We start from the raw sequence: 15,525 nt of genomic DNA on the forward strand, positions 1-15,525 counted from the left end.
AAATTCCCACTAATTTTAAAGAAATCACTTTAGAATTATTGAGTATGGCAGATGAGAGACCTTCCGTTAAAAATGAAGACCAGTATGAGGCGCTAAGAGAGCAGGGTTATAGCAAAGAAAAGTCTGCTCGTATTGCCAACACCCCAAACGCGGGTAAAAAAGGAGGCAAAGCCAAAGACTACGAGGACCGAACCAAAGAAGAACTATACAAACAAGCTCAGGAAGTAGGCATTGAAGGCCGCTCGAAGATGAGCAAAAGCGAACTTATTGAAGCGCTGCGCAATAACTAAAACAACCAAAACACCAACCAATGCCCGCACCTTTTCACCTGGCTATTCCTGTTGATGATGTACAGAAAGCCCGAATTTTCTATAGAGACACCTTAGAACTAACCGAAGGTCGCAGCAGCGATCACTGGGTTGATTTTGATTTCTTTGGTCACCAGCTGGTGATTCATTACAAACCCAAAAGTGCTCAGGATGACGTACATCACAATTCGGTTGACGGCAAGGAAGTCCCTGTGCCGCACTTTGGCGTTGTGCTCGCCTGGGATGATTTTCATCAGTTTGCAGAAAAGCTGAAGCAAAAAAATATTGAGTTTGTAATTGAACCGTACATTCGATTTGAAGGTTTACCCGGAGAACAGGCTACCCTGTTCTTTTATGATCCCTGCGGAAACGCTCTGGAATTTAAGAGCTTTAAAGACATCTCTCAACTTTTCGCCAAATGAACAGACTCAAACCCGAACTGGTAAGGCAACTCTTCTTAATACTGCTCATTTTATTTCTTTCGGTATTAATTATTGAAGAAATGACCCCGTATTTATCGGGAGTTTTGGGAGCCATTACCTTGTATGTTCTTTTGACCAAAAGTGTAGAACGACTTATTAATAGAGGCTGGAAAGCGGGCTATGCTGCCGGTTTGGCTATGCTGGGCTCATTTTTAGTGATATTAGTACCCATCGGGTTAACCGTGATGATGCTTACTAATAAAATAGGCAAGGCGGTAAACAATTCAGAGCGCGTTATTGAGGTCATTAAAGATCAAATAGGGATTTGGGAAGCAGACCTAGGCTTCAAAGTGAGTGAATCTATTGACACCAACTCTATAACCAGCTGGGTTTCGACCAACTTACAAAATCTGGCGGGAGGTACCTTTAATGTGTTCATCGCAGTGGGTATTATGTATTTCATTCTGTATTATATGTTGGTCAATCGCGAAAAACTTCATAACTATCTTTACGCGTTTATTCCACTTGGTAAAGACAACATAAAACGTATAGGCGAAGAAAGCCAGGCCATGGTAAAAAGTAATGCTATAGGCATTCCTCTTGTAGCCTTGGCTCAGGGAATTGTAGCGCTGATTGGCTTTTTTATATTCGGAGTACCTGATCCCTTTTTCTGGTTTGTTATTACGGCGATAGGAAGTATGATTCCCTTTGTAGGAACCTTGCTGGGTATTGTACCGGTTGTAATTTTATTGGTTGCCAGCGGCAATAATCTGCAAGCTTTGGGGATTGGCATCTATGGGCTGGTCGTTGTAGGCTCTACAGACAATCTGATACGCCTTTATGTTTTAGAGCGACTTGCTAACGTACATCCACTGGTAACATTAATAGGGGTAATCGTAGGGGTTCCTCTTTTTGGATTTATCGGGTTAATCTTTGGACCGTTACTCATTAGCCTGTTTTTGCTGATTGTGAAAATTTACAAGCAGGAATACGGAGATCCCGATACCTTACTCGAACAACACCAGGAAGAGCATGTTTCAGAAAATACCACAGACTGAATTTCCACCAAAAGATAAACCGGTACTTATCTGGGACGGTAAGTGCGGGTTCTGCAAGTATTGGGTAACCCGTTGGCAAAACATGACGGGAGATTCTATCGAATACCGAACCTTTCAGCAGGCTGCAGCAGATTTTCCTGACATTCCTTTAAAAGAATTTAAAAAAGCAAGTCGTCTTATTGAAACGGAAGGCTCTGTTTATGCCGGCCCTGACTCCGCTTACCGTAGTTATGATTATTCTTCCAAAAAAAGAGTATCCCTATCATCGCTGGTACACACAAAATGCAACTTTCAGAAAGCTTAGCGATCACGGTTATAATTTTATAGCGAAGCACAGACCGGCAATGTTTAAATTGACCAAAATGATGTTTGGCAGCGATCCTTTAAACTTTAGACCCTATTGGCTTATGTATATTCTGGGTATAATTGGGCTCTTTTTTGTGGTTTTTCAATAAATTGCCTATTCATTTTAATTCATGCTGAAAATTTCAGCCTAAAATTTAAGAGATCTTTATGGCAATACTGGGCGTTGATGTAGGAGGTTCAGGCATCAAAGGGGTACCTGTTAATTTAACTAAAGAAGAATATCTAGGGGAGCGTTTCCGGCTTGACACGCCCGTTCCACGCGAACCCAAAGCAATGGTTGAGACTATTGCACAAGTGGTAAAACACTGGGACTGGAAAGGTCCTGTAGGTGTGGGTTTCCCCACCGTTATCCACAAAGGAAAAGCATTAGAACACGGAAATCTAGACAAATCCTGGCTGGGTGTTCAGGTTGATGATATGATCTCGCAACGCATAGGTCTCCCGGTAAATGTGATGAATGATGCAGATGCGGCAGGCCTTGCCGAAATGGAATTTGGCGTGGGAAAAGGCGTAAAAGGTCTTGTTGTTGTCGTCACTATTGGAACCGGTATAGGCAGTGGCGTGTTTTTTAACGGCGAACTCATCCCAAACTTTGAATTGGGACAAATGCGCTACAAGAAAAAGACAAGTATTGAAGAATATGCCTCAAGACGTGTGCGTCTCGACAATGATATGAGTTTTAAAAAATGGGGTAAACGCTTCAACCAGTTTATACAGATGTTAAGTACCATGTCTCAGCCCGAATTGATTATTATAGGCGGGGGTGCCAGTAAAAACCTGGATGAGTATATCAAATACCTTAAAACCGATATTCCCATTATGGCTGCGCATACGCGCAATCATGCGGGTATCATAGGAGCTGCGCTGGGAGCACGGCATCTTTTAAACTAAACCACTCTGCACTAAAAGTGCAGAGGTTTATTTTACTGGGGACTGAAAGTCCCCTTTCTTATTCCAATATAAAATTGGAATTATCAGTACCATCGCGACGATGATGGTCTAAATAGTCATTGACCATCTTGTCGGTCACATTGCCTGTGCTCCATACTCCATAACCACTCGCCCAAAAATGTTGACCCCAGTAACGCTCCTTAAGCTTTGGAAACTCTTGTTGCAACTTGCGAGAAGACCTCCCCTTTAGTTGCTTTACAATATAGCTAACATTGGTCTTAGGGGCATATTCTATATGCATATGGACGTGATCGGAACTAACTACTCCTTTCATTATCTCTATCCCCTCTGCTTCACAAATTTGTATCAAAAGCTCTCGACAACGAATCTGAACATCTCCACGTAAAACTTTATATCGGTACTTGGTAACCCAAACAATATGACAGGTCAACCTGCTCACAGTATGAGAGCCTCTTCTTAAAGTATTGCTCATAGTGCCAAATTATAGATTTTTTCGCAATACTAAAGTTCTGCAATAAATTGCAGGGTTTTAAACCCTTACCTGAGACCAATAAAACACCAAAAAAGAGGCTCTAAAGCCTCTTTTTTAGTTCAAGTAATCATCAACTTAGTTTTTATTGTGACGTGCTCTTGCAAGTAAGGTATTCTTCAACAGCATCGCGATTGTCATAGGTCCTACTCCACCGGGTACCGGTGTGATAAAATCTGCCTTTTTACTCACCGCCTCATAATCTACGTCACCGGTAATGCGGTAACCGCGTTCTTTGGTCGTATCGGGTACACGGGTGATCCCCACATCAATAATGGTGACATCATCCTTAACCATATCAGCCTTTAAAAATTCGGGCACCCCTAAAGCAGTAATGATGATATCGGCCTGTTTGGTAAGCTCTTCCAGATTTTTTGTGCGGCTGTGCGCCAGGGTTACGGTGCTGTTTCCGGGATTTCCTTTTTGAGACATTAAAATACTCATAGGGCGACCTACAATATGGCTGCGGCCAATAACAACGGTGTGTTTACCTTCGGTAGGAACTTTATAACGCTTCAGCAATTCCATAATACCGAAAGGTGTTGCAGGAATGAAAACCGGCATATCCTGAGCCATCTTACCAAAGTTTGTAGGATGAAAACCGTCTACATCTTTATCGGCATCAACAGCAAGAAGCACTTTCTGCTCATCAATATGTTTTGGTAACGGAAGCTGAACGATATAGCCGTCAATTTCAGGATCTGCATTGAGTTTTTTAATCTGATCAAGCAATTCTTCTTCAGTAGTTTCTTCCGGAAGACGGATGAGGGTAGATTCAAAACCAATACGCTCACAGGCTTTCACCTTGCTGCCCACGTAGGTTAGACTTGCCCCGTCATTTCCTACCAAAACAGCTGCGAGATGCGGAACCTTTTCGCCCCGCTCTTTCATCGCTTTTACTTCTTCAGCAATCTCGTTTTTAATATCGTCGCTGGTTTTTTTTCCGTCTAGTATTGTCATTTTTTATTCAGTTGGCAGTATCAGTTGGCAGTTTTCATTTACAGCCAAACTTTCCTGGATTATTAATCATATAGTTTATGAGTTTCCCTATTTCCTTACTCTTTTCAAGTCTAGAATTATAATATTCTTCAGATATGTATTCACAAGCAAAAGCAAAGCGTAACCAAGTCTGTGTTTCACCGTTTTCTGCATCACAATCAGTCAATTTGCTTATAAAATGTCTTTCATACTTTCGCTTTCTATATGCTTCAGACATATTTGCGCACACCGACCTAGAGCATCTTCTAATTTGATCAGTTAAGGAATAGCATTCCTCTTTTGGAAAAGATTTAGAAACCTCAAAGATTTCCATCGCCAGATCAAAAGCTTTTTGATAAGCAATTAAATCTTCAACACCCATAATCAAAAAATTAATTCCTGCTTACTGAAACTGCAAACTATAAACTCTAGACTATCTCATATTATTCATCATCTGCATCATCTTGGCCCCACCGCCGCCTTGCATCATTTTCATCATTTTGCTCATTTGATCAAACTGCTTGAGCAATTGATTTACTTCCTGAACCGATGTACCACTACCTTTACTGATGCGTTTTTTACGACTGCTGTTGATAATAGAAGGTTTCGTACGCTCATCCGGCGTCATACTGTGAATGATGGCTTCGATACCTTTAAAAGCATCGTCATCAATATCAAGACCTTTAAGCACCTTACCGGCACCGGGAATCATCCCGATCAGGTCTTTCATATTACCCATTTTTTTGATCTGCTGTATTTGCTTCAGGAAATCATCAAAACCAAATTGATTTTTGGCAATTTTCTTCTGCAGCTTTCGGGCTTCTTCTTCATCAAACTGTTCCTGAGCACGCTCAACAAGGGACACCACATCTCCCATTCCGAGAATTCGGTCTGCCATACGGGAAGGATAGAACACATCGATCGCTTCCATCTTTTCACCGGTACCGATGAATTTGATAGGCTTGTCAACTACCGTTTTAATAGAAAGAGCGGCACCACCTCGGGTATCACCATCTAATTTGGTAAGAATTACCCCGTCAAAATTAAGAACGTCATTAAAAGCTTTTGCGGTGTTTACAGCATCCTGACCGGTCATCGAGTCAACCACAAAAAGGGTTTCCTGAGGCTGAATTGCCTTATGGATAGCAGCAATCTCGTTCATCATCACCTGGTCTACCGCAAGACGACCCGCGGTATCAATGATCACTACATTAAAACCATTGGCTTTGGCGTGAGCAATTGCCGCTTCCGAAATTTTTACCGGATTCTTTTCTTCCTTATTGGAGAAAACCTCAACCCCTATCTGATCTCCTACTACATGAAGCTGATCTATCGCCGCAGGACGATACACGTCACAGGCAACCAAAAGCGGCTTTTTAGTTTTTTTGTTTTTTAAGTAATTGGCCAGTTTACCGGAGAACGTGGTTTTACCACTACCCTGCAAACCGGACATAAGGATTACTGAAGGATTGCCCGAAAGATTGATGCCCTCTGCATCCCCTCCCATGAGTTCGGTTAACTCATCCTTTACGAGTTTGGTCATTAACTGACCCGGTTTAAGGGCGGTAAGTACATCCTGTCCCAGCGCTTTTTCTTTTACCGTGCTGGTAAAATCTTTAGCGATTTTATAGTTAACATCTGCATCTACAAGGGCGCGACGTATTTCTTTAAGGGTTTCGGCAACATTGACTTCCGTTATCTGACCGTGCCCCTTAAGCACGTGCATCGCCTTATCTAACTTATCACTTAAATTATCAAACATAGAGTGTATCCTAAATATCCTCCTGACTTGCAGAAGGCATCGTGTTGAACTTCAAAAACACAACTGCGGGCAACTGTGTGGTTTTCCACTTTGTGGAAGGGTTGCAAATTTAATGATTTTAGGTCTGAGTTTAAAGATTTACTCCCGTTCTATTTGCTCAATTACAAAAACGTGCGGAAAGGTGATTGCAGCTAGAAATGAAAATAAAACCGGAAGGAACAGCGAGTCTTCACCACCTATAAAATAATAGATCACAAGCAAACCAAAAAGCGCAGCAAGCCAGTAAAACAGGGAGTTGATTAAATACTTACGCAATGATCCTGATGAAACATCCCCATATAGAAAAGTGATTTGATCATAAAGCGAAGGCAAACTGTGCCAAATCACAAAGTAAAAGGCAAATCCCAGAATAAGGGGAGCTATGCTGAAAATGAGTCCGAAAACCAAAAGGTAAAAGGCTTCCAAAACAAAATTACCGCTAAACTTTTGATAACCCACGACGCTCAAAATGACGAGCAGGCCCAGATTCACGAACAAAAAGGGGGCGAAAAATGCTGTTGGTAATTGAAACCCGGTTAAGTCGTATACCACCTCAACAACTTCAGGCTGATTGAAATAAAAGATTAAGGCAAAAATGAAAAGGCCATACACAGTAGCATAAACCGTAAAAAAAATGGACTGCTTTTTTAATTTTCCAGACCAGTGCTGCTCTCCAAAGTGGTAGGCACTTATACCCACAAAAAACATCAAAGTAACTAAGGGTATCAGGTAAAAACAAATCGCACCCAGAAGTACCACCGCAATGTAAAGCAACAGATACTGCTGTTTACTCATTTTAAGCCTCAGGCCTTCCTTTAAATTAAGCAATAACCTGATATCATTTGAGCCGTGTAAAATGCCGATGGTAAGAATTAAAATAAGGGCAAGAATATTCTCTCCCGAAGTTGAAAGAAATGACGTGAGCCACAGGGCAAAGAAGGTCAAAACTATCATTATTGCTTTCATACGAGTAAATTCTTACTATTTTTTCAGAAAATAACTTTAATTTTTGTTAAATACACAATCAGTTTGTTTAACTATTTCTAAATTTAGTTAAACAAAAAACATATTGCTATGAAAACATTTACTTTGGCTCTCGCCGAAATTTCAAAAATGGCAGCAGACGATTACGTAGGCTTCACATTTTTCGTAGGGAGTATGGCTATGATGGCCGCGTCTGCATTTTTCTTTTTATCAATGAATGACTTTGAGCGTAAATGGAAAACTTCCATTTTAGTTTCTGGTCTTATTACCTTTATTGCAGCAGTGCACTATTTCTATATGCGCGGGTACTGGGAAAGCTTCGGTGAATCCCCAACGTTTTTCCGTTATGTTGACTGGGTACTTACCGTGCCGCTGATGTGCGTTGAATTTTACCTCATTTTACGGGTTGCAGGAGCAAAACGCTCTTTGATGTGGAGATTAATTATCCTCTCGGTAATTATGCTGGTTACCGGTTACATTGGTGAAACCATCAATCGTGATCAGGCCTGGTTATGGGGCTTAATCTCTGGTATTGCATATTTCATTATCGTTTACGACATCTGGCTAGGTAAAGCTAAAAAACTGGCTACCAGTGCCGGTGGTAACGTGCTTAAAGCACATAAAGCCCTATGCTGGTTTGTTCTCGTAGGATGGGCAATTTACCCGCTTGGTTATATGGCAGGTACTCCGGGATGGTACGACGGTATATTTAATGGCTTAAGTATGGATGTTATTTACAACATTGGTGACGCCATAAACAAAATAGGTTTTGGTCTTGTTGTTTACAATTTGGCTGTAACCTCTACGGGTAGCAAGAAAGTTGCTGCATAATACTTTTTAATTAGCGTTAAAGAGAAATGGTTTCCAATTTGGAAACCATTTTTTTTGCTTCTACTTCATCCATTTTACACCAATCTCAATAAAAAAAACCCCGCTATTAACGGGGTTTCAGTATAAGTACAACCTGGTATCTACGATTTTAAAAGTGTCAGTTTTAAAGCGGCATTTGTTGTGCTTTGTAACTCGATTCGGGTTGCTGTTTGAGATACCACTTCGTAAGTACCTTCAAGTACGCTAAAAATAGTACTGCCTTCAAATTCGATCTCCACAAAGACTTCGGTCTCCGATTCAAAATCATATTCACCTTCTACATCCTGAACAATTCCGGTTGCTGCATTTCTCACGATGATCTCCCCGTCATTGGCAAACTCAAAAGTATAATCTGCAAGGAATGCCATTGTAGTCAATGTAGACTCAATTCTAAAGTTTGCATCGGCCATTAAATCTTCCAGTTCATCTTCCAGATCATCAGCAAGATCTTCTGCCTCATCCTCTGCGTCATCTTCTGCCTCACAGCTTTCTAATTCCTGAGCAAGTTGCGCATCAGAAGTTATGGTTATGGTACCTGAACTTGCTGATGTAGCCGTAATAGGATAGTCTATACTAAAGAACTGATTGTCCTCAAGATCATCAATAAAATTGTACATCTCACGCTTTCCGGTAATTACCACGCTTCCGGTTTGCTGTGCACTGGCGTCAAAAGTCAATAAAGTAACCGGATATTTAATGTCGAGACATTTAATGATGTCATCACGTGAATCATCGGCATCTTCGCAGGCATCTTTTAATGCTTCAAACTCATCTTCATTATTGATGGTTACTACCGTGTAGTTGCTCAATTGCATTTGGATAGGAAATTTAAATTCTACAAAATCATCATCTCCTTTAATGCTTCCAAAAATATCCACAACAAGCGAAAGCATAGCTTCATTGGTTAAGGTATATTCCTGCCCATTGATCTCTGCTACCACGGGATAAACAACAGACGCGCAACTTATTCCGTCTAAAATATCGTCATCAGAACCATCTGAAGCCGAACTACGCACCAGCAAGTCTGCCGTTTTGCTGCTGGCACTATTAGTACTTTCGCCCTCATTGATTAATTCACTTTCTTCAGTCTGACAGGAAGTAAATGTAAAAGCTGCCAAAACAGCTATGCTCAAAATTGATTTTAGTTTTTTCATTTTATTAAATTTAAAATTGCGATTTGGTTTTAATTCGTTTTCGTGAATAAGACAACCCAACGTAATTTTACCCTACCCCAAATAAGTAGAAATTTTATTTTTAACTAAATTTAACAATACCAAACCCCTACAAACCCCTTGAAAAACAGCGACTCAGAAAATTTATGTAAGGAGCCCACTTATAAAGCTTTTTACACCTCCTATGCACAGGGCGCTAAAAACTTTGCCCTTTATAAGTGCGGAGATGAGGCACAGGCGCTTGATCTCACGCAGGAGGCTTTCGTAAAAATATGGCAAAATTGTGCAGATATCGATTTAAGCAAAGCGAAAACCTACCTGTTTACCACCATAAACAACCTTTTCCTAAATGCAGTGAAGCATCAGAAAGTGATGCTCAACTTTGAAAAAAACAACACTAAGAAAGACCGGTCTTTTCAGGATCCGGAATATATACTGGAAGAAAAAGAATTTAAAGCACAATTAAGTCGCGCCATTGCAAATTTAACCGAAGCTCAACGCGAAGTTTTTTTAATGAACCGTATAGACGGCAAAAAATACCGCGAGATCGCCGAAACTCTAGATCTCTCTGTCAAAGCTGTAGAAAAGCGTATGAGCCAGGCTCTGGCCAGCCTTCGTGAACAAATTCCAAATATTTAACAATCTAAGGGTAGGGTAAAACGGTATTCAGTTGTCTTACAGATGCCCACAAGCAAGAATAATGAAAAACGAAAAGCTCATATTAAAATGGTTAAACGGTAACTTAACGCCCGAAGAGCTGGAAGCATTCAAGAAAACCGAAGATTACAAGGCTTATGCTAAAATTGCCGACTTTTCAAAGGAGCTCAAACCCGAACTTCTGGATACCGAGCAAACCTATCAGGATCTTGAGAAGCGCCTGCAATCGGTGAAAAAAGAGCCTAAAGTTATTAAACCAAACTTTGGCTGGGTGCGCTATGCCGCCGCGGCAGTGGTAGCCGTGCTAATTTCTACCTGGTTCTTTTTGGGCTCTAACGGAATTGACACGAAAACCGGCTTTGGCGAGATTGCTCAAACCCAACTGCCCGATGACTCTGAAGTCATTCTAAACGCAGGCAGTTCCTTAACTATAGACGAAAAAAACTGGGACAGCGGAAACCGAAAAGTAAACCTGAATGGCGAAGCTTTTTTTAAGGTCACCAAAGGCAAAAAATTCACCGTTCACACCTCAGCGGGTGATGTGCAGGTGTTGGGGACGCAATTCAATGTAAAAGAACGCGATTCCTACTTTGAAGTACACTGTTATGAAGGAAGGGTTAGCGTTACCCGGGCGACAGACAGCCTTATTTTAGAACCGGGAGAACGCTATCGCTTTTTAGATGGTACAGGTGAAAAAATCACCGGTCTTCCTGATGCTAAACCGGCCTGGTTAGATAAAGAAAGCCTTTTTGATGCTGTACCGCTTGAGCTGGTTTTTGACGAAATGCAACGCCAATTTGATATTAAAATCGAAGCTTCTGCGGTAGACACCAGACAACTGTATTCAGGAGGCTTTAGTAATACAGACCTGCAACTGGCGCTTCAATCGGTTTGCATCCCGCTTAACCTCAGCTACGAGATTGAAGATGCTGTGGTAAAAATTTCGCCCGATGCTCATTAAAACCTACATCACTGCGATCGTACTTTTCGGTTTTCTGAGTCTGAAAGCTCAGGAACAAATAGCAGTCATTCCATTTCTAAATACACTGGAATCGCAGTTTGACGTAAAATTTGCTTACAAAACAGAAGATTTGGAGCACCTGAAAATACGATCTGCTACTTTTGAAAATCTGACACTTGCTTTAAAATATATACAGGAAGAAAGTCCGCTTGAGGTTGAAAAACTAAGTGATCGCTATATTGCACTTACACTAAAAACCGGTACGCTTAGCTTTTGCGCTATCCTGAAAGATGCTACAAACTTTTCGGTTTTAGCCGGGGCTGAAATACGCGTAACAGGCACCAATCAAGGTGGTATTTCGGGCTCTAAGGGCCAATTTCAACTTCGTGATATAGCTCCGGGTGCAGAGCTCGAAATCAGCTATCTGGGCTATGAACGCTTAATTGTAAAAGCCGCTGATTTGATTTCGCAGGGCGGAAACTGTAAAGAACTCTATCTCAAACCGCAGGATTTTAAGCTTCCTGAAATTGTTGTCTCCCGTTTTTTAACCCGTGGTTTGCAAAAAAGCGTAGACGACCGGTTTATTATAAACAGTGAGCAATTTGGCATACTTCCGGGGCTGGTAGATCCCGATATTTTACAAACCATTCAGGTGCTTCCTGGAGTGGAAAGTATTGACGAAAGCATCAACAACATCAACGTACGTGGTGGTACTCAGGACGAAAACCTGATGTTGTGGGATGATATCGTAATGTATCATTCCGGTCACTTTTTTGGACTTATCTCGGCTTATAATCCCAATCTCACCAAAAAAGTTTCGGTGATAAAAAACGGAACCCCTTCTGAGTACGGCGGCGGAGTGAGCAGCACCATACGCATGAATACCGAAAATGAGATCGGCAACAAAATAAGCGGCGGTGTAGGTCTTAACGGATTAAGCGCAGATGCCTTCATACAAATCCCCTTTGGTAAAGCTGTTGCCCTGCAACTTTCCGGCAGACATTCTATCGCAGACCAATTGCAAACGCCCACCTATCAGGCGTATTTTAAACGCAGTTTTCAGGATTCGGAGATTGAAGACGAAAACAACACCTCCTTAGATGATGGTGCCCAATCTGATTTTAAATTCTACGACTATACCGCAAAACTTTTAGTCGACTTTAATGAAAATCACAAAGCACGCGTTAGTTTTATACAAATCAGCAACGAACTTTTTTACGCAGAACAGAATGCGGCAGCAGCAAATGTTACCAAAACCAGCAATCTCGATCAGCAAAATATCGCCATCGGCGGAAACTTAACCTCAACCTGGTCTGCAAACTATTCCACGTTTGTAAATGCCTATTTAACCAAATACAATATTGATTCCCGCGAATTTTTTACCGACTCAGAGCAGGAATTACTGCAGGAAAATGAAGTGCTGGAAACCGGGATTAAACTGAAAGGTATTCAGCAGATTGGCAAAAATCTGGAATGGCTGCATGGCTATCAATTTACCGAAACCGGCATTCGCAACGGTACTCGCGTGAGCAATCCGTTATTTTCCCAACGCCAAAAAGACGTGGTTCGCAGCCACAGCGCCTTTACCGATCTTACCTATAAATCCTCAAAAACCTTTTTAAGAGCGGGCCTGAGAGCTTCGTACTTTGAAAAGTTTGAAAAACTGAGACTTGAGCCCCGGCTTAACGCCAGGCAAAAACTGGGAGCCTATGTTGCCCTCAAGGCTCAGGGCGAGTTTAAATACCAGACCGCAACTCAAATAATCGATTTTGAAGAAGATTTTCTGGGTGTTGAAAACCGCAGGTGGATTTTGGCTAACGACAACGACATTCCGCTGATACGCAGCAAGCAATTTTCGGGTGGAATGGAATTTAAAAAGAATGGCTGGCTGCTTGACTTAAGTGGTTTTTACAAAAATGTAGCGGGTATAACGGCTTCCAATCAGGGTTTTCAAAACCAGTTTCAGTTTATAAAAACCTCAGGCTCCTATGAAGTTAAAGGACTTGAATTTATTTTGAATAAAACCAAAAAAAATTACAGCGTTTACCTCACCTATACCTTTTCAACCAATGATTATCAGTTCGAGAGTCTGGTTCCCGATCAATTCCCAAATAATACCGATTTGAGACACTCGCTCAATCTCGCCGGTAACTATTCGATCTTAAAGAATCTGGATATTGCGCTGGGCACAACCTACCATACCGGCAGACCCTACACGGTTCCTATTGCAGGTGAAGAAACCATCTCATCGGGTAACGGGCGTATTGTAAACTACGGCTCGCCCAATGCTGAAAATCTGGATGATTTTTTACGCGTAGATGCCTCTGTAAATTACAGTTTTGAGGCCGGCCCCATTCAGGGTAAAGTTACCCTGGGTGCCTTGAACGTGCTCAATGCCAAAAATCCCATTCAGCAATACTATATCGTGAATCCGGAAGACACTACAAGAGCGCACGCCATTCGGAACAATTCACTGGGTTTTACGCCAAATGCTTCGCTGCGAATCAATTTCTAATTACATCCGCTCGGGCACATCAATCCCCAGTAAACCAAAAGCAGATTCAATGACCTCTGCTACTTTTTTAGATAAGGCTACGCGGAAACTTTTCTCTGCATCGGTATCTGCTCCCAAAATAGAAATCTGCTGGTAGAATGAGTTAAATTCCTTCACCAGATCGTAGGTATAGTTGGCAATCAGCGCCGGACTGTGATTTTCTGCTGCAAGCTGAACCGTTTCCGGATACAAGACCATTTGCTTGATGAGTTCTTTTTCTTTGGGCTGAAGATTTTCATAACTAAGCGTCTCCGGCACCTTAAGTTCTTCAGCCTTTCTCAAGATAGACTGAATTCGCGCGTAGGTATATTGAATAAACGGCCCCGTATTCCCTTGAAAGTCTACAGACTCTTCCGGGTTGAACAAAATGCGTTTTTTAGGATCTACTTTTAAGATGTAATATTTTAACGCCCCCAGACCGATGGTTTTGTAGAGCTCCTGCTTTTCTGCATCGCTGTAGCCATCTAGTTTACCCAGTTCCTCTGCGATTTTTCCGGCGGTTTCTGCCATTTCTGAAACCAGATCATCGGCATCAACCACAGTACCTTCGCGGCTTTTCATTTTTCCGCTAGGTAAATCTACCATCCCATAGCTTAGGTGATACAGATTCTCGGCCCAGTCATAGCCCAGTTTTTTCAGTATTAAAAACAGGACTTTAAAGTGATAATCCTGCTCATTCCCCACGGTATAAAGCATTCCGCCTACATCAGGATGATCTTTTACCCGCTGAATGGCGGTACCAATATCCTGAGTCATATACACTGCAGTACCATCACTGCGTAAGACCAGCTTTTCATCAAGACCATCTTCGGTTAAATCACACCAAACCGAACCGTCTTCCTTTTTATAAAACACGCCTTTTTTAAGGCCCTCTTCAATATTGTCTTTTCCGAGTAAATAGGTATTGCTTTCGTAGTAATAGCTGTCAAAATCAACACCCAGATTTTTATAGGTTTCTTCAAAACCTTCATAGACCCAGCCGTTCATTTTTTTCCAAAGCGCGACCACTTCAGCGTCGCCTGCCTCCCACTTACGCAGCATATCCTGAGCCTCGAGAATGAGTGGCGCTTCTTTTTCGGCTTCCTCTTTGGTTTTACCCTGAGCAACTAAATAGGATTGTTCCTCTTTATAAGCTTTATCAAACTTCACGTAGTAATTACCCACGAGCTTATCGCCCTTAAGTCCGGTTGACTCCGGTGTCTCGCCATCACCAAATTTCTGCCAGGCCAGCATACTTTTACAGATATGAATACCCCGGTCGTTAATGATTTGGGTTTTATAAACTTTTTTACCGGAAGCCTTTAAAATTTCGGCAACCGAAAAACCTAACAAGTTATTACGAATATGGCCCAGGTGAAGCGGTTTATTGGTATTAGGCGAAGAATACTCGACCATCACAGCCTTACCTTCAGGGGCTTTGTGACCAAAGTTTTTTTCAGAGCGAATGCTTCCGAAGAAATCCAGATAATACCCATCTGCAACCAGCAGATTGAGAAAGCCTTTAACCACATTAAAATCAGAAATTTCGGCAAGATGTTCTTTTACATAAGACCCTATCTGCTCTCCAATTACCGCAGGATTACCTTTGGCCACCCGCAAAATGGGAAACACCACTACGGTAAGATCGCCTTCAAAATCCTTACGGGTAGGCTGAATTTCAACGGTTTCCAATTCGGTTTTAAAGAGATGCTGTACCGCGTCTTTAACGGCTTGAGTAAGCTTTTCTGATAAATTCATGAGTCGTATTTCTGAAGGCGCAAAGATACGTAAACTAGCTTGGGAGAAGACCTCGAGCCTAAAAATTGATGCTAATTTTATCCCGTGGGAATCTTAAAATCCTTTAAGGCCTGACTTAGAATTGAAAATGCCATTCTCAAACCTAAACCTCAAAGACCTCTGAGACCGGTCTGATAGCTGTCTGTTTTAGTTTAATGCCGTATCTTTAAAAGAAAA

Annotated in this window: 16 protein-coding genes; 9 read left to right on the forward strand and 7 right to left on the reverse strand. The window is 41.6% G+C overall.

What is annotated here, in order from left to right:
- Positions 1–44: 44 nt before the first annotated feature.
- The 5 genes from LLW17_RS07010 to ppgK all read left to right on the forward strand — a co-directional run bounded on the left by LLW17_RS07010 (position 45) and on the right by ppgK (position 3,045).
- Positions 45–290, forward strand: coding sequence for a DUF7218 family protein (locus tag LLW17_RS07010; protein ID WP_228229552.1), 246 nt, complete (start codon positions 45–47; stop codon positions 288–290).
- A gap of 20 nt (positions 291–310) precedes the next feature.
- Positions 311–730, forward strand: a complete 420-nt coding sequence (locus tag LLW17_RS07015; protein ID WP_228229553.1) for a VOC family protein — start codon at positions 311–313, stop codon at positions 728–730.
- Positions 727–1,788: an AI-2E family transporter gene (locus LLW17_RS07020; RefSeq protein WP_228229554.1), complete on the forward strand. Its 1,062-nt coding sequence runs from the start codon at positions 727–729 to the stop codon at positions 1,786–1,788. Before LLW17_RS07015 ends, LLW17_RS07020 begins: the two co-directional genes overlap by 4 nt.
- Positions 1,763–2,092 (forward strand): thiol-disulfide oxidoreductase DCC family protein, encoded by a 330-nt coding sequence (locus LLW17_RS07025; RefSeq protein ID WP_228229555.1) that lies wholly within the window; start codon positions 1,763–1,765, stop codon positions 2,090–2,092. The genes LLW17_RS07020 and LLW17_RS07025 overlap by 26 nt, the downstream gene beginning before the upstream one ends.
- A 209-nt stretch (positions 2,093–2,301) precedes the next feature.
- Entirely contained in the window at positions 2,302–3,045 is a 744-nt protein-coding gene (ppgK, locus tag LLW17_RS07030; RefSeq protein WP_228229556.1) for a polyphosphate--glucose phosphotransferase, read from the forward strand.
- A gap of 58 nt (positions 3,046–3,103) precedes the next feature.
- Here ppgK and tnpA read toward each other — a convergent pair whose 3' ends face one another.
- The 5 genes from tnpA to LLW17_RS07055 form a co-directional block, all read right to left on the reverse strand.
- Positions 3,104–3,538, reverse strand: coding sequence for an IS200/IS605 family transposase (gene tnpA, locus LLW17_RS07035; protein WP_228229557.1), 435 nt, complete (start codon positions 3,536–3,538; stop codon positions 3,104–3,106).
- A gap of 135 nt (positions 3,539–3,673) precedes the next feature.
- Positions 3,674–4,555: a bifunctional 5,10-methylenetetrahydrofolate dehydrogenase/5,10-methenyltetrahydrofolate cyclohydrolase gene (locus LLW17_RS07040; RefSeq protein WP_228229558.1), complete on the reverse strand. Its 882-nt coding sequence runs from the start codon at positions 4,553–4,555 to the stop codon at positions 3,674–3,676.
- Positions 4,556–4,589: 34 nt separating this feature from the next.
- A complete protein-coding gene (locus LLW17_RS07045; protein ID WP_228229559.1) occupies positions 4,590–4,955 on the reverse strand; it encodes a four helix bundle protein in 366 nt (121 codons plus the stop codon).
- A 51-nt stretch (positions 4,956–5,006) separates the two neighbouring features.
- Positions 5,007–6,335 (reverse strand): signal recognition particle protein, encoded by a 1,329-nt coding sequence (gene ffh, locus LLW17_RS07050; protein ID WP_228229560.1) that lies wholly within the window; start codon positions 6,333–6,335, stop codon positions 5,007–5,009.
- Positions 6,336–6,473: 138 nt separating this feature from the next.
- Entirely contained in the window at positions 6,474–7,340 is an 867-nt protein-coding gene (locus LLW17_RS07055) for a Brp/Blh family beta-carotene 15,15'-dioxygenase (RefSeq protein WP_228229561.1), read from the reverse strand.
- A gap of 108 nt (positions 7,341–7,448) precedes the next feature.
- On the opposite strand from LLW17_RS07055, the gene LLW17_RS07060 reads away from it, so the two are divergent.
- Positions 7,449–8,189 (forward strand): bacteriorhodopsin-like, encoded by a 741-nt coding sequence (locus LLW17_RS07060; protein WP_228229562.1) that lies wholly within the window; start codon positions 7,449–7,451, stop codon positions 8,187–8,189.
- Between the two features lie 140 nt (positions 8,190–8,329).
- Here LLW17_RS07060 and LLW17_RS07065 read toward each other — a convergent pair whose 3' ends face one another.
- The gene (locus tag LLW17_RS07065; protein ID WP_228229563.1) at positions 8,330–9,382 is read right to left on the reverse strand and encodes a hypothetical protein; all 1,053 of its coding nucleotides are present in this window, start codon (positions 9,380–9,382) and stop codon (positions 8,330–8,332) included.
- Positions 9,383–9,520: 138 nt separating this feature from the next.
- On the opposite strand from LLW17_RS07065, the gene LLW17_RS07070 reads away from it, so the two are divergent.
- The 3 genes from LLW17_RS07070 to LLW17_RS07080 all read left to right on the forward strand — a co-directional run bounded on the left by LLW17_RS07070 (position 9,521) and on the right by LLW17_RS07080 (position 13,533).
- Positions 9,521–10,039 carry an RNA polymerase sigma factor gene (locus LLW17_RS07070; protein ID WP_228229564.1) on the forward strand — a complete coding sequence of 173 codons (519 nt, stop codon included), beginning with the start codon at positions 9,521–9,523 and terminating at the stop codon, positions 10,037–10,039.
- Positions 10,040–10,100: 61 nt separating this feature from the next.
- On the forward strand, positions 10,101–11,018 hold the full coding sequence (locus LLW17_RS07075) for a FecR family protein (RefSeq protein ID WP_228229565.1): 918 nt from the start codon (positions 10,101–10,103) through the stop codon (positions 11,016–11,018).
- Entirely contained in the window at positions 11,008–13,533 is a 2,526-nt protein-coding gene (locus LLW17_RS07080) for a TonB-dependent receptor (RefSeq protein WP_228229566.1), read from the forward strand. The genes LLW17_RS07075 and LLW17_RS07080 overlap by 11 nt, the downstream gene beginning before the upstream one ends.
- Here LLW17_RS07080 and argS read toward each other — a convergent pair whose 3' ends face one another.
- Positions 13,534–15,309: an arginine--tRNA ligase gene (argS, locus tag LLW17_RS07085; protein WP_228229567.1), complete on the reverse strand. Its 1,776-nt coding sequence runs from the start codon at positions 15,307–15,309 to the stop codon at positions 13,534–13,536.
- Between the last annotated feature and the right edge of the window lie 216 nt (positions 15,310–15,525).

The sequence above is a fragment of the Leeuwenhoekiella parthenopeia genome (genome assembly GCF_020782115.1).
Lineage (GTDB): Bacteria > Bacteroidota > Bacteroidia > Flavobacteriales > Flavobacteriaceae > Leeuwenhoekiella > Leeuwenhoekiella parthenopeia.

Coding starts and splice junctions, on each gene's coding strand:
- ffh (WP_228229560.1), bottom strand. CDS start 6,335: ATGTTTGATAATTTAAGTGATAAGTTAGATAAGGCGATGCACGTGCTT.
- LLW17_RS07010 (WP_228229552.1), top strand. CDS start 45: ATGGCAGATGAGAGACCTTCCGTTAAAAATGAAGACCAGTATGAGGCG.
- LLW17_RS07020 (WP_228229554.1), top strand. CDS start 727: ATGAACAGACTCAAACCCGAACTGGTAAGGCAACTCTTCTTAATACTG.
- tnpA (WP_228229557.1), bottom strand. CDS start 3,538: ATGAGCAATACTTTAAGAAGAGGCTCTCATACTGTGAGCAGGTTGACC.
- LLW17_RS07015 (WP_228229553.1), top strand. CDS start 311: ATGCCCGCACCTTTTCACCTGGCTATTCCTGTTGATGATGTACAGAAA.
- LLW17_RS07080 (WP_228229566.1), top strand. CDS start 11,008: ATGCTCATTAAAACCTACATCACTGCGATCGTACTTTTCGGTTTTCTG.
- LLW17_RS07045 (WP_228229559.1), bottom strand. CDS start 4,955: ATGGGTGTTGAAGATTTAATTGCTTATCAAAAAGCTTTTGATCTGGCG.
- LLW17_RS07060 (WP_228229562.1), top strand. CDS start 7,449: ATGAAAACATTTACTTTGGCTCTCGCCGAAATTTCAAAAATGGCAGCA.
- LLW17_RS07040 (WP_228229558.1), bottom strand. CDS start 4,555: ATGACAATACTAGACGGAAAAAAAACCAGCGACGATATTAAAAACGAG.
- LLW17_RS07065 (WP_228229563.1), bottom strand. CDS start 9,382: ATGAAAAAACTAAAATCAATTTTGAGCATAGCTGTTTTGGCAGCTTTT.
- argS (WP_228229567.1), bottom strand. CDS start 15,309: ATGAATTTATCAGAAAAGCTTACTCAAGCCGTTAAAGACGCGGTACAG.
- LLW17_RS07025 (WP_228229555.1), top strand. CDS start 1,763: ATGTTTCAGAAAATACCACAGACTGAATTTCCACCAAAAGATAAACCG.
- ppgK (WP_228229556.1), top strand. CDS start 2,302: ATGGCAATACTGGGCGTTGATGTAGGAGGTTCAGGCATCAAAGGGGTA.
- LLW17_RS07055 (WP_228229561.1), bottom strand. CDS start 7,340: ATGAAAGCAATAATGATAGTTTTGACCTTCTTTGCCCTGTGGCTCACG.
- LLW17_RS07075 (WP_228229565.1), top strand. CDS start 10,101: ATGAAAAACGAAAAGCTCATATTAAAATGGTTAAACGGTAACTTAACG.